Genomic DNA, 19,122 nt, shown 5'->3' with positions numbered 1-19,122 from the left:
CTATGTAGAGGAGCTTCTGGGCGAGGGCGATGCGGCCGATCCCACGACCGGCGACGTCACGATCCAGAACTACACGATCAACTTCGGTCCACAGCATCCCGCGGCGCACGGCGTGCTCCGCCTGGTCATGGAGCTCGACGGCGAGATCGTCGAACGTGTCGACCCGCATGTCGGGCTGCTTCACCGCGGCACCGAGAAGCTGATCGAGTACAAGACCTACACGCAGGCGCTCCCGTATTTCGATCGTCTCGATTACTGCTCGCCGCTGTGCATGGAGCATAGCTGGGTGCTGGCGGTCGAGAAGCTGCTCGACCTCGAAGTGCCTGAGCGGGCGCAGTATCTGCGCGTGTTCTTCGCCGAGCTGACGCGCATCTCGAACCACATGCTCAACCTCGGCAGCCACGTCATGGACGTCGGCGCGATGACGCCGAACCTGTGGCTGTTCGAGATCCGCGAAGACTGCATGAACTTCTTCGAGCGCGTCAGCGGCGCGCGCATGCATTCCAACTATTTCCGTCCGGGTGGCGTGCATCAGGATGCACCGCTCAAGCTGCTCGCCGATATCGGCGACTGGCTCGACACGCGCCTGCCGCGGCTGTTCGAGGATGCGATTTCGCTCGTCGCGGACAACCGCATCTTCAAGCAGCGCAACGTCGACATCGCGATCGTCAGCCGTGACGATGCGATCAAATGGGGCTTTTCGGGCCCGATGATCCGCGGGTCGGGCATCGCCTGGGATCTGCGCAAGTCGCAGCCCTATGACGTCTATGCCAAGATGGACTTCGACGTGCCGGTCGGCACGCGTGGCGATTGCTATGACCGGTTCATGGTTCGCGTCGAGGAAGTGCGTCAGTCGGCACGGATCATGAAGCAGTGCCTGCGCGACATGCCCGAGGGTCCGATCGCGTCGCTCGACCGCAAGGTCGTGCCGCCCAAGCGCGCTGAGATGAAGCAGTCGATGGAAGCGCTGATCCATCACTTCAAGCTCTATACCGAGGGCTTCCATGTGCCCGCCGGCGACGTCTATGTCGCGACCGAAAGCCCCAAGGGCGAATTCGGCGTGTATCTGGTCGCCGACGGCAGCAACAAGCCGTACCGCTGCAAGATCCGCCCGACCGCGTTTTCGCATCTCCAGGCCTTCGACTTCATGGCGAAGGGTCACATGCTGGCAGATACGACCGCGATCCTCGGCGCGATGGATATCGTTTTTGGTGAATGTGACCGCTGATGGCTGAAGCTCCGAAAATTCCCGACGAGGCAGAGACCCGCGCACGCTGGGGCTCGTTCGCCTGGACGGACGAGAACCAGGTGAAGGCGAACGAGATCCTCGGGCGCTACCCGAAGGGCCGCGAGCAGTCGGCGTCGATCCCGTTCCTCGATCTTGCCCAGCGCCAGGTCGGTGCGGAAACGCAGACCCAGGGCTGGTTGCCGGTGCCGGTGATCGAGTTCGTCGCGCGTCAGATCGGCGTGCCGTACATGCGCGTCTATGAGGTCGTGACCTTCTACACGATGTTCAACCTCGCGCCGGTCGGTCGCTATCACGTGCAGGTCTGCGGCACGACGCCGTGCATGCTGCGCGGGTCGGACGACGTGCTGGCCGCGTGCAAGAACCGGGGCCTCGTCAAGGGCGGTACGACGCCGGACGGCATGTTCACGCTGACCGAGGTCGAGTGCCTGGGCACCTGCGCGAACGCGCCGATGGTTCAGATCAACGACGATAACTTCGAAGATCTCGACTACGACAAGACGACCGAAATCCTCGAGGCGCTTGCCAGTGGCGGCACGCCGACGCCGGGGCCGCAATTCGGCCGCCGCGCGAGTTGCCCCGAAGGCGGCCCGACCTCGCTCAAGGCGATGGTCGACGCGAACCACGATTACCGGGGGGAGTGGGCCTGATGCTCGCCGACAAGGACCGCATCTTCACCAACGTCTACGGTTTTCAGCCGTGGAATATCGACGCGGCGATCATGCGCGGCGATTGGGACAATACCAAGGACCTGATGGCGCTCGGCCAGGACGCGATCATCGATGTGATGAAGGCGTCGGGTCTGCGTGGCCGTGGCGGGGCAGGGTTCCCGACCGGCACGAAATGGTCGTTCATGCCCAAGGAGCCAAAGCCCGACCGGCCGAACTTCCTCGTCATCAACGCCGATGAATCCGAGCCGGGCAGCTGCAAGGATCGCGAGATCATCCGGCACGATCCGCACAAGCTGATTGAGGGCGCGCTGATCGCCGGGTTCGCGATGCGTGCGCGTGCCGCGTACATCTACATCCGCGGCGAATATATCCGCGAGGCCGAGACGCTGTTCGCCGCGGTCGCCGAGGCCTATGATCGCGGCTTCATCGGCAAGAATGCGTGCGGGTCGGGCTACGACTTCGACGTGTTCGTTCACCGTGGTGCGGGCGCGTACATCTGCGGCGAAGAGACCGCGATGCTCGAGAGCCTCGAGGGCAAGAAGGGCCAGCCGCGCCTCAAGCCGCCATTCCCGGCAGGCGCAGGCCTCTATGGCTGCCCGACGACCGTCAACAACGTCGAATCGATCGCGGTTGCACCGACGATCCTTCGGCGCGGTGCGGCCTGGTTCTCGAGCTTCGGCGCAGAGAACAACCGCGGTACCAAGCTGTTCCAGATCAGCGGGCATGTGAACAAGCCCTGCGTCGTCGAGGAAGAGATGAGCATCTCGTTCCGCGACCTGATCGAGACGCATTGCGGCGGTATTCGTGGCGGCTGGGACAATCTGCTCGCGGTGATCCCGGGCGGCTCCTCTGTGCCGCTGGTGCCCGCCGCGCAGATCATGGACTGCGCGATGGACTTCGATGGCCTGAAGGCAGTCGGTTCGGGCCTCGGCACCGCGGCGATCATCGTCATGGACAAGTCGACCGACATCGTCCGCGCGATCAGCCGCATCTCCTACTTCTACAAGCATGAGAGCTGCGGCCAGTGCACGCCGTGCCGCGAAGGCACCGGCTGGATGTGGCGTGTGATGGAGCGGATGCGCACCGGCGACGCCGAGCTGTCCGAGATCGACATGTTGCAGCAGGTCACTAAGCAGGTCGAGGGTCACTCGATCTGTGCGCTCGGCGACGCCGCAGCCTGGCCGATCCAGGGCCTGATCAAGCATTTCCGCCCAGAGATGGAACGCCGTATCCGCGAACGTGGTGGTGACACCGCGCCGATGATGGAAGCCGCAGAGTAATGCCCTTAGTCAAAGTCGATGGCGTAGAGATCGAGGTGCCGCAGGGCGCCACCGTGCTGCAGGCGTGCGAGCTTGCCGGCAAGGAGATCCCGCGTTTCTGTTATCATGAGCGTCTGAGCATCGCCGGCAATTGCCGGATGTGCCTGGTCGAGGTGAAGCCTGGTCCGCCCAAGCCGCAGGCGTCGTGCGCGCTGCCGGCGGCGGACAAGCAGGAGATCTTCACCAACTCGCCGATGGTCAAGAATGCCCGCGAGGGCATCATGGAATTCCTGCTGATCAACCATCCGCTCGATTGCCCGATCTGCGATCAGGGCGGCGAGTGCGATCTGCAGGACCAGTCGGTCGCTTATGGCCGCGGCCATTCGCGCTATGACGAGAACAAGCGCGCGGTCACCGAGAAATATATGGGTCCGATCGTGAAGACGGTCATGACCCGCTGCATCCAGTGCACGCGCTGCATCCGCTTTGCCGAGGAAGTGTCCGGCGTCGAGGAGATCGGTGCGATCTTCCGCGGCGAGGACATGCAGATCACCTCGTATTTGGAAAACGCGGTCAAGAGCGAGCTGTCGGGCAACGTCGTCGACCTGTGCCCGGTCGGTGCGCTGACCTCGAAGCCCTACGCGTTCGAGGCGCGTCCTTGGGAACTGCGCAAGACGCTGACGATCGACGTCATGGACGCGGTCGGCACCAACATCCGGCTCGACAGCCGTGGTCGCCAGGTGCTGCGCTGCGTGCCGCGGATCAACGAGGACGTGAACGAGGAGTGGGCGACCGACAAGACGCGCCATGCGATCGACGGTCTTGTCCGTCGTCGTCTCGACAAGCCCTATGTCCGCGTGAACGGCAAGCTCCAGCCCGCGACCTGGGACGAGGCCTTCGCGGCGATCAAGGCGGTTGACGCCGGGTCGAGCGTGGCCGCGGTCGCAGGCGACCTGGTCGACTGCGAGACGATGTACGCCGCCAAGGCGCTGCTCGCGAAGATGGGCTCGACGATGCTCGAGGGCCGCCAGACCGGCATGGCCTATGACGCGTCGAACATCGCCGCGGTCAATTTCAACACGACGATCGCCGGCACCGAGCGTGCCGACGCGATCCTGCTGGTGGGTACCAACCTGCGCTGGGAAGCGCCGCTGGTGAACACGCGGGTTCGCAAGGCGATCAAGAAGGGCGCGAAGGTCTTCGCGATCGGCCCTGAGACCGAGCTGACCTACAAGGTCGAGTGGCTCGGCGACGATCTGGCGCTGCTCGGCAATCTGCCCGACGCGGTGACTGATGCGTTCGGCAAGGCTGAGCGTCCGATGGTGATCGTCGGTGGCGCGGCGCTGAAGGGTGGCCACGGCGCCGCGCTGAAGCTCGTCGACACGCTGGGCCTCGTCAAGGACGGCTGGAACGGCTTCAACGTTGTCCATATGGCCGCGTCGCGGATGGGCGGGCTGATGCTCGGTTACGCACAGACGGGCGGCATCGCCGATGTGATGGGGGCCAAGCTCGGCTTCTTCCTCGGCGCGGACGAAGTCGATTTCAGCCAGTTCACGGGCTTCAAGGTGTTCGTGGGTCATCACGGCGACAAGGGCGCGGCGGCTGCCGACGTCATCCTGCCGGGCGTGACCTATGCCGAGAAGTCGGGAACCTGGGTCAACCTCGAGGGTCGCGTCCAGCGCGGCGAGCGTGCGGTATTCGCCCCCGGCGATGCGCGCGACGATTGGTCGATCTTCCGCGCGTTGTCCGACACGCTCGGCCACACGCTGCCGTTCGACAGCTTCGAGGGGCTGCGCGAAGAGATGTTCGCTGCCGTTCCCGCGCTGCGTCACCAGGGGCTCGCGACGTTCGAGTGGAGCCCGCCATCGCTCGACGGTGCGGGCGAGGGGGTTCTGGCCGGCTATCCGATCAAGGACTTCTACCTGACCAACGCGATCTGCCGCGCATCGCCGACGATGCAGCGCTGCTCGGCTGAACTTCTCCACGGGGAAGACTTTGCGGAGGCAGCCGAATGATCTCCTGGTTCGAATCCTCGCTCGGTTACGACTGGGCGTTCTTCCTCGCGACGATCATCGACATTCTCGCAATCGCGCTGCCGGTGATGCTGGCGGTCGCGATGATCATCTATGCCGATCGCAAGATCTGGGCGGCGATGGCACTTCGGCGTGGTCCGAACGTGGTGGGGCCCTTCGGCCTGCTGCAGAGCTTTGCCGACGGTCTGAAGGTGTTCCTGCAGGAGACGATCGTCCCGGCAGCCGCCAATCGTGCGCTGTTCCTGCTGGCGCCGATCATCACCTTCACGGTCGCGCTGATCGTCTGGGCGGTGATCCCGTTCCAGCCGGGCGTCGTGCTCGCCGACATTAATGTCGGCTTGCTCTACGTGCTCGCGGCGTCGTCGCTCGGCGTGTACGGGATCATCCTCGCGGGCTGGGCGTCGAATTCGAAATACCCGTTCTACTCGGCGCTCCGTGCGGCCGCGCAGATGGTCAGCTACGAAGTCGCGATCGGGTTCATCCTGATCTCGGTCGTGCTGTGGTCGGGCACGTTCAACCTGTCCGGCATCGTGACCGCGCAGCAGAACATGTTCGGGCTGCATATCAACGGCTATATCGTCAATCCGCTGCTGTTCCCGATGGCGGTGATGTTCTTCATCTCGAGCCTCGCGGAAACGCAGCGTGCACCGTTCGATCTGACCGAGGCGGAGAGCGAGCTCGTCGCCGGTTATCAGACCGAATATTCGTCGATGGCGTTCGCGCTGTTCTGGCTAGGTGAGTACGCCAACGTCATCCTGATGTGCGCGCTCAACGCTACGCTCTTCTGGGGTGGGTGGCTGCCGCCGGTCGACTGGGCGCCGCTCTATTACGTGCCGGGGATCATCTGGCTGTTCGCCAAGATCCTGTTCTTCTTCTTCCTGTTCAGCTGGGTGAAGGCGACCGTGCCGCGCTATCGCTATGATCAGCTGATGCGGCTCGGCTGGAAGATTTTCCTGCCCGTCTCGCTGTTCTGGGTTTTCCTCGTGTCGGGCGTGTTGATGCTGACGCGCGTTGGAGTGGGTTCATGAGCGTTGCTCAGATCATCAAGTCGTTCACCCTGTGGGAATTCGTGAAGGCGCACGCGTTGACGCTTCGCTATTTCTTCAAGGAAAAGGCGACGATCAACTATCCGTACGAGCGTAACCCGGTATCCCCGCGGTTCCGTGGCGAGCATGCGCTGCGTCGCTATCCCAATGGCGAAGAGCGGTGCATCGCGTGCAAGCTGTGCGAGGCTGTGTGCCCCGCCCAGGCGATCACGATCGAGGCCGAGCCGCGTGACGACGGCTCGCGCCGCACGACGCGCTACGACATCGACATGACCAAGTGCATCTATTGCGGCCTGTGCGCCGAGGCGTGCCCGGTCGATGCGATCGTCGAGGGTCCGAATTACGAATTTTCGACCGAGACGCGCGAAGAGCTGATCTACGACAAGTCGAAGCTGCTCGATAACGGCGATCGCTGGGAAAGCGCGATCGCGGCGAACCTTGCCGCCGATGCGCCGTACCGTTAAGCGAGCGCCGCGATGACACAGATTAACTCCGTCATCCCAGCGCAGGCTGGGATCTCCCCGTTTCCGAGCGCGCCCGCGCGGCGTGAGACCCCAGCGTTCGCTGGGGTGACGAGGACCTCATGATCCAGGCCCTAGCCTTTTATCTCTTCGCCTTCGTCGTCGTCCTGTCGGGCGCCATGACGATCGCGTCGCGCAACCCGGTCCATTCGGTGATGTGGCTGATCCTCGCCTTCTTCAACGCGGCGGGTCTGATGATCCTCGTCGGGGCCGAGTTCATCGCGATGCTGCTCGTCATCGTCTATGTCGGTGCGGTCGCCGTGCTGTTCCTGTTCGTCGTCATGATGCTCGACATCGACTTTGCCGAGATGCGTGCCGGCGTGGCACGGTACTTCGGTATCGGGCTGGCGCTCGCGGTCGCGCTCGCCGCCGAGGTGATGATCGCGATCGGTGCGTGGAGCACCGGGCCGATCCAGCTCGCGCGGCGCGCGGCGCCGATCGATGCCCGGGTGCCCAACATCCAGGCGATCGGCAACCTGCTCTACACGCGCTATCTGTTCGTGTTCGAGGCGGCCGGGCTCGTCCTGCTCGTTGCGATGATCGGTGCGATCGTGCTGACGCACCGCCAGCGTGGCGGCGTGAAGGCGCAGAACATCAGCCGCCAGAACGCACGCCGTCCGCAGGACGCAACGCGCAACACGCGCCCGGTCGTCGGGCAGGGAGTCGAACTGTGACGATCGGTCTCGTCCACTACCTCGTCGTCGCGGCGATCCTGTTCACCATGGGAGTGCTCGGCATCTTCCTGAACCGCAAGAACCTCATCGTCATCCTGATGGCGATCGAGCTGATCCTGCTCGCGGTGAACATCAATCTCGTCGCCTTCTCGGCCTTCCTCAACGATCTCGTCGGACAGGTGTTCGCGATGTTCGTGCTGACGGTCGCGGCGGGTGAGGCCGCGATCGGCCTGGCCATTCTGGTCATCTATTTCCGCGGTCGCGGCACCATTGCGGTCGACGACGTCAACCGGATGAAGGGGTAATACGGTTGATCCAGCTTATCGTCTTCCTGCCGTTACTGGCCGCGATCGTTGCCGGGTTCGGCAATCGCGCGATCGGCAACGTGCCGGCGAAAATCGTCACCACGGCCGCGTTGTTCGCGTCGTGCCTGCTGTCCTGGCCGATCTTCCTCGGTTTCATGGCGGGCACCAGCAGCGCGACCGTCGAGCCGTTGCTAAACTTCATCCAGTCGGGCGACATGAACGTCGCGTGGTCGCTGCGCGTTGATGCGCTGACCGCGGTGATGCTCGTCGTCGTCACGTCGGTGTCGGCTCTCGTCCATCTGTATAGCTGGGGCTATATGGATGAGGATCCCGACCAGCCGCGCTTCTTCGCGTATCTGTCGCTGTTCACCTTTGCGATGCTGATGCTCGTGACCGCGAACAATCTTGTCCAGATGTTCTTCGGCTGGGAAGGGGTGGGCCTCGCGTCCTACCTCCTGATCGGATTCTGGTTCCGCAAGCCGTCGGCCAGCGCGGCCGCGATCAAGGCGTTCGTCGTCAACCGCGTCGGCGATCTTGGCTTCATGCTCGGCATCTTCGGCACGTTCCTGGTGTTCGGCACGGTCTCGATCCCCGAGATCCTGGCCGCCGCACCTGGCATGGCCGGATCGACGATCGGCTTCCTCGGCTACCGCTTCGATACGATGACGGTGCTCTGCCTGCTGCTGTTCGTCGGCGCGATGGGCAAGTCGGCACAGCTCGGCCTGCACACCTGGCTGCCGGACGCGATGGAAGGCCCGACCCCGGTGTCGGCGCTGATCCACGCGGCGACGATGGTCACCGCGGGCGTGTTCATGGTCTGCCGCCTGTCGCCGATGTTCGAGATGAGCCCGGTCGCGCTGACCGTCGTCACCTCGGTCGGGGCCGCGACCTGCCTGTTCGCTGCAACGTGTGGCCTCGTCCAGACCGACATCAAGCGCGTCATCGCCTATTCGACCTGTTCGCAGCTCGGCTACATGTTCTTCGCAGCTGGCGTCGGCGCGTACGGCGCGGCGATGTTCCACCTGTTCACGCATGCCTTCTTCAAGGCTTTGCTGTTCCTGGGTGCCGGCTCGGTGATCCATGCGATGCACCACGAGCAGGACATGCGCTATTATGGCGGTCTGCGTAAGAAGATCCCGGTGACGTTCTGGGGCATGATGGCGGGTACGCTCGCGATCACCGGCGTCGGCATCCCCGGCATCTTCGGCAACACCGCATTCGGGTTCGCAGGCTTCCACTCGAAGGATGCGATCATCGAGGCGAGCTGGGCGGCCGGTCAGCCGGGCGTGTGGTTCGTCGGCGTGCTCGTCGCATTGCTCACCAGCTTCTATTCGTGGCGCGTGATGTTCCTCACCTTCTGGGGCAAGCCGCGCTGGGCCGCATCGGAGCACATCCAGCATGCGCTCCACGACGCCCATGGTCACGACGATCATGCGCACGACGCGCATCATGTCGACGATCACCACGCGAACCCGGCTAAGGCCGAGGACGCAGGCCATGCGCCGCATGATCATCACGATGCCGTGCATCCGCCGGCGGAAGGCGATGGCGGGTATCACCCGCATGAGAGCCCGCTGCCGATGCTGATCCCGCTGATCGTCCTGTCGATCGGTGCCGTGCTCGCAGGCTTCGTCTTCCACGGTTACTTCATCGAGCCGAGTTCGGGCGAAGAGTTCTGGAAGGGCGCACTCGCGTTCCGCGAACATCTGATGCACGAGATGCACGGCGTGCCGCTCATCATCAAGCTGTCGGCGACGATCGCGATGCTGCTCGGCCTGCTGACCGCCTGGTACGCCTATATCAAGAACCCGTCCTTCCCGGGCAAGGTGATCGAACAGTTCGGCGTGCTCTACGACTTCCTGCTGCATAAGTGGTATTTCGACGAGCTGTACGACCTGATCTTCGTCCGCCCCGCCTTTGCGATCGGCCGCTTCCTGTGGCACCGCGGTGACGAGAAGACGATCAACCGGTTCGGCCCCGACGGGTCGGCCTGGCTGGTCCAGGTCGGCGCGCGGGTCGCCGGCCGCTTCCAGACGGGATATCTCTACACCTATGCCTTCGTCATGCTGATCGGCCTGACAGCCGCCGTAACCTGGGCGATCGGACTCTATTGATGACCGGCTTTCCTATCCTTTCCGTCCTGATCGCGGTCCCGATGATCGCGGCCATCGCATGCCTGTTCGTCTCGGCGAACACGGCCCGGATGCTCGCGCTGGCGGCGACGCTGATCGACTTCGTGCTCGGCATCATGCTGTGGATGAACTTCGACATTGGCGGCGCGCAGTGGCAATTCGTCGAGCACGCCCCCGGCATCTTCGGGCCGTTTGGCTGGTCGCTCGGCATCGACGGCTTCGCGCTGATGCTGATCATGCTCAGCGTGTTCCTGATGCCGATCTGCATCGGCGCCAGCTGGCGCTCGATCACGACCCGCGTGCCGGAATATATGGCGGCGTTCCTGTTCACCGAAGTGCTGATGATCGGCACGTTCGCGGCACAGGACCTGTTCCTGTTCTACGTCTTCTTCGAAGCCGGCCTGATCCCGATGTACCTGATCATCGGCATCTGGGGCGGGGCGAACAGGATCTACGCGTCGTACAAGTTCTTCCTGTACACGCTGCTCGGCTCGGTCCTGATGTTCATCGCGATGCTGTACATGGCGAAGACCGCGGGCACGACGAGCATTCCGGCGCTGCTGAACTACGACTTCCCGGCGCACGTGCAGACGTGGCTGTGGCTGGCGTTCTTCGCGTCGTTTGCGGTCAAGATGCCGATGTGGCCGGTCCATACCTGGTTGCCCGACGCGCACGTGCAGGCGCCGACCGCAGGGTCGGTAATCCTGGCGGGCGTGCTGCTCAAGCTCGGCGGATACGGCTTCCTGCGCTTCCTGCTGCCGATGTTTCCCGAAGCCTCGGGCCAGCTCACCTGGCTGATCTTCGGCCTGTCGGCGGTCGCGGTGATCTACACGTCGCTGGTCGCGCTCGTGCAGTCGGACATGAAGAAGCTGATCGCCTATTCGTCGGTCGCGCATATGGCGATCGTCACGATCGGTCTGTTCGCGTTCAACCGGCAGGGCATCGAAGGCGCGATGATCATGATGCTGAGCCACGGGCTGGTGTCGGGTGCGTTGTTCCTGTGCGTCGGCGTGATCTACGACCAGCTCCATACCCGCGAGATCTCGCGCTATGGCGGCCTGGCGATCAACATGCCGCGCTATGCGATCTTCTTCCTGTTCTTCACCATGGCGTCGATCGGTTTGCCGGGCACCAGCGGCTTCGTCGCCGAGTTCCTGTCGCTGATGGGCACCTATCAGGTCTCGACCTGGACGGCGCTGCTCTGCACGACGAGCATCATCCTCGGTGCGGCGTACATGCTGTATCTCTACCGTCGCGTGGTCTTTGGCGAGATCAAGTCGGACGAGGTTCGCGGCATGGTCGACCTGTCGGCGCGCGAATTCTGGTTGCTCGCACCGATCGCAGCCGTCGTGCTGTGGATGGGCGTCTATCCCGAGAGCTTCCTCGCGCCGATGCGCAAGGATGTGAGCGTCCTGCTCGCGCGCGTCGATCGCGCCAAGCCGGCCAGCGATTCGAACCCAACTGCGGGGAAGCCCGCCACCGTGCATGAAGCCGCGCACGGGGAGGCACACTGATGGAATACGCCGCTAACATCGCAATGACGCTGCCCGAGCTGGTGCTGGCACTGGGCGCGATCGCGCTGATGCTCGTTTCGGCCTGGGGCGGGGACACGTCGACGCGCGCCGTGTCGATCGCATCCGTGTTCGTCCTGGTCGGCGCCGGGATCGCGCTGGTCGGCCCGGCATCGTCGGGCGGCTATGCGTTCGACGGCCTCTACCGTGCCGATGCGTTCGGTGCCTTTGCCAAGGTGCTGATCTACATCGCCTCTGCCGTCGCGATCATGATGGCGCCGAGCTTCTTCGCACGGTCGCAGGGCGAGGATCTTCGTCCCGAATATCCGGTGCTGATCCTGCTGTCGGCCTGTGGCATGGGCATCATGGTCTCGGCCAGCGACATGCTGACGCTCTATGTCGGTCTCGAGCTGCAGAGCCTTGCGGCGTATGTCCTCGCCAGCTTCATGCGGCGCGACGGGCGGTCGGCCGAGGCGGGTCTGAAGTATTTCGTGCTTGGCGCGCTCGCCAGCGGCATCCTGTTGTACGGTATTTCGCTGGTTTACGGGTTCAGCGGTACGACGCTGTTCTCGGGCATCGCCGACGCCTATGCCGGGACCAAGTCGCTTGGCTTGCTGTTCGGTCTGGTGTTCGTCTTCGCAGGCCTCGCATTCAAGATCAGCGCAGTGCCGTTCCACATGTGGACGCCCGACGTTTATGAAGGCGCACCGACGCCCGTCACCGCCTTCTTCGCCTCGGCTCCCAAGGTCGCGGCAATGGCGATGGCGGTACGCGTCGCGATCGAGGCAATGGGGCCGGCGACGGACCAGTGGCGTCAGATCGTGATCTTCGCGGCGCTTGCCTCGATCATCCTCGGCGCGGTCGCGGCAATCGGTCAGACCAACGTCAAGCGCCTGCTGGCCTATTCGTCGATCAACAATGTCGGCTTCGCACTGATCGGTCTCGCTGCAGGGACGCCGGAAGGTGTGTCGGGCGTGCTGATGTATCTGACGATCTATGTCGCGATGACCTTGGGCTCGTTCCTGGTCGTGCTGCAGATGCGCGGCGATGACGGGCAGCCGGTCGAGACGATCGCGAGCCTGGCGGGCATGTCGCGGACGCGGCCGGGGCTTGCCGCCGCACTCGCGATCTTCATGTTCAGCCTTGCCGGTATTCCGCCGCTGTTCGGCTTCTATGCAAAGTTCGCGGTGTTCAGTGCGGCAGTCGATGCAGGCCTCTTCCCGCTCGCCGTGGTCGGCATCGCGGCATCGGTGATCGGCGCCTATTATTACCTGCGCGTCGTCAAGACGATGTACTTCGACGATCCGGCACCCGCCTTTGCGCCGATGGAGAACAAGGTCGAGGGCGGGTTGATCGCGCTGGCGGCGGTATTCGTCTCGCCGGCCGGCTATCTGCTCATCCCCGTGCTCGGCGCATGGACGATGGCGGCAGCGCGGGCGTTGTTCTGAGCATTATCCGTACCGTTGCGGAGACAGGATCGACCAATGCCGACCTGCTGGCGCTGGCTCGCACCGGCGCCGATGACGGCCTCTGGCTGAGGGCGGTTCGGCAGACTGCAGGACGCGGCCGGCAGGGGCGGGAATGGTCGTCCCCCGACGGCAATCTCTATGCGAGCACGCTGGTGCGGTTGCGCCTGGGCGATCCGCCCGCCGCCAGCCTCGCGCTCGTCGCGGCAGTCGCGTTGTATGAGACCGTGTCGACCCTTCTCATCGACGGTATCCGGCAGGCGACGACGGACTCGAGCGCGACACTGCTACTCAAATGGCCGAACGACCTGCTGCTCGCCGATGCCAAGCTTTCCGGTATCCTGCTCGAGCGCGCGGACGACTCGGTCGTCGTTGGTTTTGGCGTCAACATTGCACACCATCCCGAGCTGGCCGATCGTAAGACGACCGATCTCGCGGTGCACGGCGTCGTCGTTGAGCCGTCGTCGTTCCTCGACATCCTTGCAGACGGCTTTGCGCGCTGGGTTGCGCGTTGGCGGACCGAGGGGCTGGCGCCGGTCCGCGCGCGCTGGGTCGATTGCGCGCATCCGGCGGGCACCGCGCTGACCGCGCGGCTCGCGGACGGGGAGGCGGTCGACGGGCTGTTCGAGGGGCTCGATCTCGATGGCGCGTTGATCCTGCGCACAGCGTCGGGCGAGCGTCGTGTCATCCACGCCGCCGACATATTCCTGCTGTGATGCGGCGCGTCATCGCCATCGCCGCGGGTCTCGACTATGCACTATCCGCACGGAAAGGTTGAAGGTCCCCGCATGCTGCTCGCCATCGATGCCGGCAATACCAATGTCGTGTTCGCGCTCGTCGAGAAGGGCGTCATCGTCGCGCGGTGGCGGATCGCGACCGATCCACGCCGCACCGCGGACGAGTATGCGGTGTGGCTGAGCCAGCTGATGCAGCTTGGCGGGCATAATCGGGGGGCGGTCGAGGGCGTCATTATCGCGACGGTCGTGCCGCGCGCGCTGCACAATCTGCAGGTGCTCGCGTCGAAATATTTCGCGACCGAGGCGCTGATCGCCGGCCGCGCGCCGGTCGAATGGGGGATCGCGATCGATGTCGACGAGCCCGCCTCGCTGGGCGCTGATCGTGCGGTAAATACGATCGCCGCGCATGCGCTGCACGACGGCGACCTGATCGTCATCGATTTCGGCACCGCGACGACGTTCGACCTCGTCGACTATCGCGGCGCGTATAAGGGCGGCATCATCGCGCCGGGGATCAACCTGTCGCTCGACGCGCTGGTCACCGCTGCCGCCAAATTGCCGCGGATCGCGATCGAGGCGCCCGCCGATACCAGCGTGATCGGCCTGAACACGGTCTCGCAGATGCACATCGGCATCTACTGGGGCTATGTCGCGATCATCGAGGGGCTGGTCGCTCGGATGAAGGCCGAGGTCGGGCGTCCGGTCAAGGTCATCGCGACCGGCGGACTTGCCACCCTCTTCGAAAAACAGACCGACGTGTTCGACGTCATCGAGGCCGACCTGACGATCCAGGGGCTGGCGATGATGTGGGACCGTCACCATATCTAGGGCCATTGGGCTCGCGCCAACCGGCCTGCGGGCCACATTCCCCTGTAATCCTGAAAGTAATCAATGACTCCGAAGAACGAACTCCTTTTCTGTGGCCTTGGCGGCTCCGGCGAAATCGGCATGAACGTCAACCTGTATGGCTGCCAGGGCAAATGGGTGATGGTCGATCTCGGCATCACCTTTGCCGATCCGCAATATCCCGGCGTCGACGTCATCCTGCCCGACCTGTCCTTCATCGAGGAGCGGATCGACGATCTGCTCGGCATCGTGATCACGCACGGGCATGAAGACCATATCGGATCGCTGCCCTATCTCGCCGAAGATCTGGGCGTGCCGATCTATGCGACGCCGTTCACGATGGGCCTGGTCCGCGGCAAGCTCGAGGAAGAGGGGATCGCCAACCGCGTGAAGCTCAAGATGATCCCGATGGGCGGCAACTTCCAGCTCGGGCCGTTCGGCTTCACCTTCGTTGAAATGTCGCATTCGATCCCCGAGGCGAACGCGCTGCTGATCGACACGCCCTATGGTCGCGTGTTCCACACCGGCGACTGGAAGCTCGACAAGAACCCGGTGATCGGCAATCCGACCAAGCCCGAAGGCTTCATGGCGATCGGCGACAAGGGCGTCGACGTCTTGGTCTGCGATTCGACCAACATCTTCAACACCACCGCGTCGGGCAGCGAGAGCACGGTCCGCAAGGGCCTGTTTGAGGAAGTCAGCAAGGCCAAGGGCCGGGTGATGATCACCAGCTTCGCGTCGAACGCCGCACGGCTTCACACGTTCGGCGAAGTGGCGAAGGAAACCGGGCGCAAGCTTTGCGTCACCGGACGCTCGCTCGACCGGATCATCAAGGTCGCGCGTGCGACGGGGTATCTGAAGGACTTCCCCGAGACGATCGATCCTGACACCGCGATGCGTCTGCCCAAGAACAAGGTTCTGATCATCGCCACCGGCGGGCAGGGTGAGGAGCGCGCCGCGCTCGCGCGGGTTGCCAATGGCAGCCACACGATCACGCTCGAGGCCGATGACACGGTGATCTTCTCGTCGAAGCAGATCCCCGGCAACGAGGTTCAGATCGGCCGCATCCAGAACACGCTGGCCGCCAAGGGAATCCGCATGGTGACCGAGCGCCAGGCGCACGTCCACGTCTCGGGCCATCCCGGCCAGCCGGAGCTCGCGCAGATGTACGAGTGGCTGCGTCCCGACACGCTGATCCCGACGCATGGCGAGATGCGCCACATGATGGAGCATGCGCGCTTCGGGCTGGAGCAGGGGATTCCCCGTGCGCTGGTGCAGAGCAACGGCGACATCGTCCGGCTGGCGCCCAAGGGGCCGGTCAAGATCGGCAATGCGACGGTCGGCCGCCTGGTCCTCGATGGTGACGTGATCCTGCCGGCGGACGGCACCACGCTGAACGAGCGTCGCAAGCTGGCGATCAATGGCCAGATTTCGGTCGCGGTGGCGATCGGCAAGGACGGGCGGATGCTCGGTCAGCCGCAGGTCCGCGTCCAGGGCGTGCCGGTGGAGGAAGATCGTGCCGCATTCGTCGCGGATGCGGTCCAGGCGGTTGCCGACACCGTGCGGGGCGGCAAGCGCGATATCGACAAGATGCGCGAGCAGGTCCGACTTGCGGTCCGCAAGGTCTCGACGCGCTGGACCGGCAAGAAGCCGATCGTCGACGTTCTGCTGATCGAAGGCTGATTCGATGCGCTGGACCTCGGCACTCGCGATCTACGTCCTGTTCTGGGCGTTCTCGGTGTTCCTGGTCCTGCCATTCGGTGTGCGGACGACGCGCGAGGTCGGGGGCGAGACCGTCCCCGGCCAGTCCGAGAGCGCGCCGCATGATTTCCACGCCGGGCGCGTCGCCTGGCGCGTGACGATCGTTGCGACGACGCTGTTCGTGCTGTTCCAGCTGAATTACGCTTACGGCTGGATCACGCCGCAGATGTTCGACCTGTTCGACACACGCGACATGGTCCGCCGCTAGCGCGACCGGGGCGGGCGCCCCTTTTAGCGGAGGCGTTCGATCGCCTGTGCTAGCGCCACGTAGAGTTTGCCCATATCCGACGAGAGCAGGGTGACACCGAGCGGTGAGCCGTCGCGCTGTGCCAGGATCGCACGCAACATCGATTCGAAGTCGTGGATGTAGCGGTTCACCATCTCGCGGAAGCCCGCATCGTCGTCATACAGGTTCGCGATCGATCGGGCATCGTTCGCGTCGAGGATGCGCACCGCACGGCGGGTGAAGACGCCGCGATCACCCTTGAGATAGGCCGCCCAGGCGCTGTCGGCGACTTCGGGCGCGAACGCCTTGGCGATGTCGATCGAGGCGGAGTTCAGCGATTCGATGAGCAGCGAGACCCGCCGCGCGAATGTGTCGCGATCGGCGGTTTCGCGGTCGTTGCGTGCCTCTTCGAGCCGGGTTTCGACGACCGCGGTCTGCTGTGCGATCGCCTCGACCTGTGCCGCCAACCGCTCGGTCGCGCGCGTCGTCGCGTCGACCGCGGCGTCGGTCGCGTCGCCGATCGCCTGGATCTGCCGATCGACGGTGTCGCCGGTCGCGCGGCGCAGCGCAGCACTGCTGGCGAGCTCGAGCGCCTGCGCGGCGTCGGGAATGACCTGAGCGAGCGTGTGGCGCGCTGTATCCGCCGCCGCGGTCGCGGTCTCGCGGACGCGCAGCAACGCCTCGACGAGACGGGGTGCGGCCTCTTCGGAGAAGCTGTTGGTGCGATCGATCGTCTCGTCGACCATCTGGCCCAGTGCGTCCGCCTTGGCGCGACCCGAGGCCAGCGTGTCGAGCAGCGTGTTCGACAGGCGATCGAGCACGCTACGCTGTTCGGCGATGACACCGGCAATCGCCTCAATCGCGTCGTGCGTACTTTCGGCCGCGGTGACGAGCGCGAGCAATTCGGGCTTTGCCGCGACCACGATCGCCTTGCTGTCGGCGACGCGCCGGTCGAGCCGGGACAGCGCGTCAGGCAGGGTTTCGTCGATCTCGCGCGCCGCGGCGTCGAGGGCGATCAGCAGCGATTCGGTCGTGCCGATCGTCCGCCCCGCCATCGCCTCGCCCGAGCGGAGCGCCTCGGTCATCGCGTCCGCCGAGCCGCCCAGTGCGCTGATCGACGCAGCGAGCAGCTGGGTTCGTTCGACACCATGATGGTGGAGCGTGTCGATCCGCGTCTCGACCTGGTCGAGGCCTGAACCGAGCGAGCCGAGGATATCCTCCCCGGCTGTACGCTGCTCCTCTAGGCGGCGCGCCACCTGGGCGATCGCCGAATCGACGCCGGCGATCCGGTCGGCAATCGCCTCGGCGCTCGCGCGCGTCGCGCCGTCGAGCGCCACCTGATTGGCGCGGACCATCGCCAGCACCGCGTCACCCTGCGCGGCAATGCCCTTGCGTGCGTCGTCGACCGCATCCGCTGTACGCCCGAGCAGTGCGTCAACCTCCGCGGACATCGTCTCGGTAACCGCCTCGAGCCGGGCGCCGGCGGTTTCACTGGTCGCCTCCATCCGGATAATATGTGCGGCCAGCCGCTGCGCCGCGCCGCTCGCCACCGCATCGGCCTCCCGCCCACGGGCCGCCAGCGCGCCGATCTGCGCATCGAGGGCACCGGCATGCTCGCTGGCGGAAAGGCCGGCGCGTTCGAGCTGGTCCGCCATCGCTTCGGTCTCGGCATGCGCGCGCGGCAGCGAGGCAAGCAGGACACCGAGCGACGTCTGCGTCGCGTCGGCCGCGGCAACGAGGCTGCGCGTGTGCGCGTCGGCGCGTTCGATCTCGGTCGCGAAGCCTTCGCCGATCGCGCCGAGAAACTGATGCGCGGTCTCGCCCATCGTCATCAGCGTGTCGACCTGGTCCGCCAGATGACGGCGATTGCGGTCGATCGTCTGCGCGGTCGCGGCGACCGCCTGTTCGAGCCGGGCGGACTCCGCCTGCATCGCGCGCGCCGTGACCCCGAACCGCGCCGCCTCGGCCCGGCTCGTCCGCATCGCGAGCAACCAGATGATGCCGATCAGCGCCGGCACGACGCACAGCGCTGCGAGGAGCTGGACCAGCGCGACCGGTCCGATCGCACCGATCTCGCCGCGGACGAGCCAGAGCATGACGGCGAGCCAGAGCAGGACCGCGGCGATCGCCGCACCCGCGAAGATCCGCCCGCGATCGGCGCCGTCGTCGTCCGCCGGCAGGATATAGTCGTCGATAAACACGGGTGCGCGTTCCTTCAAAGGCGGTGGTGGGACGTCGCCAAGGTCCGGATCCCGGGCAGGGTCCGCGCGCAGGCCGATGATGGAAGAACCCCCGTTCATGTCCGGGTTTTACCATGAAATCGGCTTTGACAAAGCGAATAGCGCAACCTCCCGTTAAGTCGGTCGCGTGTACGCCCCATCTCATGGCCTATGATCCCGGAGCAATCGACGCCGCCCTGGCAGCCGCGGTCGGGGACGATCCGCTGCTGATCGCCGACCTGCACCTCGCCTTCACCCACAGCGCCGCCGACGCGCTGGACGCTATGGTGGACGCATCCGACGCCGAGGCATGGCGCGCCGCGGCATGGCGGCTGAAGGGGCTGGCGGCGAGCTTTGGCGCGATGCCGCTGATGACGCTGGCGCGCGCGGCGGCCGACACCCCGCCCGGCGACGACGACATGCTGCGTCGGCTGCGCGACGCGGTAAAGCAGCTTTGACCCGGATGCAG

17 protein-coding genes are annotated in these 19,122 nt (G+C 64.9%); 16 read left to right on the top strand and 1 reads right to left on the bottom strand.

Translation table 11 applies throughout. The features are described from left to right. Positions 1–16: 16 nt before the first annotated feature. The 15 genes from IFT87_RS09715 to IFT87_RS09645 all read left to right on the top strand — a co-directional run bounded on the left by IFT87_RS09715 (position 17) and on the right by IFT87_RS09645 (position 16,416). Positions 17–1,228, top strand: a complete 1,212-nt coding sequence (locus IFT87_RS09715) for an NADH-quinone oxidoreductase subunit D (RefSeq protein ID WP_197975229.1) — start codon at positions 17–19, stop codon at positions 1,226–1,228. Further along, entirely contained in the window at positions 1,228–1,896 is a 669-nt protein-coding gene (locus IFT87_RS09710; RefSeq protein ID WP_031393841.1) for a complex I 24 kDa subunit family protein, read from the top strand. Before IFT87_RS09715 ends, IFT87_RS09710 begins: the two co-directional genes overlap by 1 nt. Further along, entirely contained in the window at positions 1,896–3,197 is a 1,302-nt protein-coding gene (nuoF, locus tag IFT87_RS09705; protein WP_056050371.1) for an NADH-quinone oxidoreductase subunit NuoF, read from the top strand. Before IFT87_RS09710 ends, nuoF begins: the two co-directional genes overlap by 1 nt. Continuing rightward, positions 3,197–5,191: an NADH-quinone oxidoreductase subunit NuoG gene (gene nuoG, locus IFT87_RS09700; RefSeq protein ID WP_192008331.1), complete on the top strand. Its 1,995-nt coding sequence runs from the start codon at positions 3,197–3,199 to the stop codon at positions 5,189–5,191. Before nuoF ends, nuoG begins: the two co-directional genes overlap by 1 nt. Further along, entirely contained in the window at positions 5,188–6,237 is a 1,050-nt protein-coding gene (nuoH, locus tag IFT87_RS09695) for an NADH-quinone oxidoreductase subunit NuoH (RefSeq protein ID WP_031393838.1), read from the top strand. Before nuoG ends, nuoH begins: the two co-directional genes overlap by 4 nt. Next, on the top strand, positions 6,234–6,719 hold the full coding sequence (gene nuoI / locus IFT87_RS09690) for an NADH-quinone oxidoreductase subunit NuoI (RefSeq protein ID WP_031393837.1): 486 nt from the start codon (positions 6,234–6,236) through the stop codon (positions 6,717–6,719). The genes nuoH and nuoI overlap by 4 nt, the downstream gene beginning before the upstream one ends. A 119-nt stretch (positions 6,720–6,838) precedes the next feature. Continuing rightward, positions 6,839–7,450, top strand: a complete 612-nt coding sequence (locus tag IFT87_RS09685) for an NADH-quinone oxidoreductase subunit J (protein WP_031440949.1) — start codon at positions 6,839–6,841, stop codon at positions 7,448–7,450. Beyond that, positions 7,447–7,755 (top strand): NADH-quinone oxidoreductase subunit NuoK, encoded by a 309-nt coding sequence (nuoK, locus tag IFT87_RS09680; protein WP_031393835.1) that lies wholly within the window; start codon positions 7,447–7,449, stop codon positions 7,753–7,755. The genes IFT87_RS09685 and nuoK overlap by 4 nt, the downstream gene beginning before the upstream one ends. A gap of 5 nt (positions 7,756–7,760) precedes the next feature. Then, positions 7,761–9,869 carry an NADH-quinone oxidoreductase subunit L gene (nuoL, locus tag IFT87_RS09675; RefSeq protein ID WP_192008329.1) on the top strand — a complete coding sequence of 703 codons (2,109 nt, stop codon included), beginning with the start codon at positions 7,761–7,763 and terminating at the stop codon, positions 9,867–9,869. After that, a complete protein-coding gene (locus IFT87_RS09670) occupies positions 9,869–11,401 on the top strand; it encodes an NADH-quinone oxidoreductase subunit M (RefSeq protein WP_031440947.1) in 1,533 nt (510 codons plus the stop codon). Before nuoL ends, IFT87_RS09670 begins: the two co-directional genes overlap by 1 nt. Next, a complete protein-coding gene (nuoN, locus tag IFT87_RS09665; protein ID WP_031440946.1) occupies positions 11,401–12,846 on the top strand; it encodes an NADH-quinone oxidoreductase subunit NuoN in 1,446 nt (481 codons plus the stop codon). Before IFT87_RS09670 ends, nuoN begins: the two co-directional genes overlap by 1 nt. Next, positions 12,813–13,580 (top strand): biotin--[acetyl-CoA-carboxylase] ligase, encoded by a 768-nt coding sequence (locus tag IFT87_RS09660; RefSeq protein WP_192008327.1) that lies wholly within the window; start codon positions 12,813–12,815, stop codon positions 13,578–13,580. Before nuoN ends, IFT87_RS09660 begins: the two co-directional genes overlap by 34 nt. Positions 13,581–13,652: 72 nt before the next feature. Further along, positions 13,653–14,429: a type III pantothenate kinase gene (locus tag IFT87_RS09655; RefSeq protein ID WP_192008325.1), complete on the top strand. Its 777-nt coding sequence runs from the start codon at positions 13,653–13,655 to the stop codon at positions 14,427–14,429. A gap of 63 nt (positions 14,430–14,492) precedes the next feature. Continuing rightward, positions 14,493–16,130, top strand: coding sequence for a ribonuclease J (locus IFT87_RS09650; RefSeq protein ID WP_031393779.1), 1,638 nt, complete (start codon positions 14,493–14,495; stop codon positions 16,128–16,130). 4 nt (positions 16,131–16,134) lie between these two features. Next, positions 16,135–16,416: a DUF1467 family protein gene (locus tag IFT87_RS09645; protein WP_031393778.1), complete on the top strand. Its 282-nt coding sequence runs from the start codon at positions 16,135–16,137 to the stop codon at positions 16,414–16,416. 23 nt (positions 16,417–16,439) lie between these two features. Here the strand turns inward: IFT87_RS09645 and IFT87_RS09640 are convergent, their stop codons facing one another. After that, the gene (locus tag IFT87_RS09640; RefSeq protein ID WP_342211148.1) at positions 16,440–18,635 is read right to left on the bottom strand and encodes a hypothetical protein; all 2,196 of its coding nucleotides are present in this window, start codon (positions 18,633–18,635) and stop codon (positions 16,440–16,442) included. A 182-nt stretch (positions 18,636–18,817) separates the two neighbouring features. On the opposite strand from IFT87_RS09640, the gene IFT87_RS09635 reads away from it, so the two are divergent. Next, positions 18,818–19,111, top strand: coding sequence for an Hpt domain-containing protein (locus IFT87_RS09635; protein ID WP_031440942.1), 294 nt, complete (start codon positions 18,818–18,820; stop codon positions 19,109–19,111). Positions 19,112–19,122 lie beyond the last annotated feature (11 nt).

This window comes from Sphingomonas sp. CFBP 8765 (assembly GCF_014841445.1).
GTDB lineage: Bacteria > Pseudomonadota > Alphaproteobacteria > Sphingomonadales > Sphingomonadaceae > Sphingomonas > Sphingomonas aerolata.
Note: the sequence above shows the minus strand (reverse complement) of the source record. Positions and strands in the feature narration are given on the sequence as shown.

Excerpts from the sequence above, each read along its gene's own strand:
- IFT87_RS09645 (WP_031393778.1), top strand. The coding sequence starts at position 16,135 with ATGCGCTGGACCTCGGCACTCGCGATCTACGTCCTGTTCTGGGCGTTC.
- nuoH (WP_031393838.1), top strand. The coding sequence starts at position 5,188 with ATGATCTCCTGGTTCGAATCCTCGCTCGGTTACGACTGGGCGTTCTTC.
- IFT87_RS09655 (WP_192008325.1), top strand. The coding sequence starts at position 13,653 with ATGCTGCTCGCCATCGATGCCGGCAATACCAATGTCGTGTTCGCGCTC.
- nuoN (WP_031440946.1), top strand. The coding sequence starts at position 11,401 with ATGGAATACGCCGCTAACATCGCAATGACGCTGCCCGAGCTGGTGCTG.
- nuoI (WP_031393837.1), top strand. The coding sequence starts at position 6,234 with ATGAGCGTTGCTCAGATCATCAAGTCGTTCACCCTGTGGGAATTCGTG.
- IFT87_RS09670 (WP_031440947.1), top strand. The coding sequence starts at position 9,869 with ATGACCGGCTTTCCTATCCTTTCCGTCCTGATCGCGGTCCCGATGATC.
- nuoF (WP_056050371.1), top strand. The coding sequence starts at position 1,896 with ATGCTCGCCGACAAGGACCGCATCTTCACCAACGTCTACGGTTTTCAG.
- IFT87_RS09685 (WP_031440949.1), top strand. The coding sequence starts at position 6,839 with ATGATCCAGGCCCTAGCCTTTTATCTCTTCGCCTTCGTCGTCGTCCTG.
- IFT87_RS09650 (WP_031393779.1), top strand. The coding sequence starts at position 14,493 with ATGACTCCGAAGAACGAACTCCTTTTCTGTGGCCTTGGCGGCTCCGGC.
- IFT87_RS09635 (WP_031440942.1), top strand. The coding sequence starts at position 18,818 with ATGGCCTATGATCCCGGAGCAATCGACGCCGCCCTGGCAGCCGCGGTC.
- IFT87_RS09710 (WP_031393841.1), top strand. The coding sequence starts at position 1,228 with ATGGCTGAAGCTCCGAAAATTCCCGACGAGGCAGAGACCCGCGCACGC.
- IFT87_RS09660 (WP_192008327.1), top strand. The coding sequence starts at position 12,813 with ATGGACGATGGCGGCAGCGCGGGCGTTGTTCTGAGCATTATCCGTACC.
- nuoG (WP_192008331.1), top strand. The coding sequence starts at position 3,197 with ATGCCCTTAGTCAAAGTCGATGGCGTAGAGATCGAGGTGCCGCAGGGC.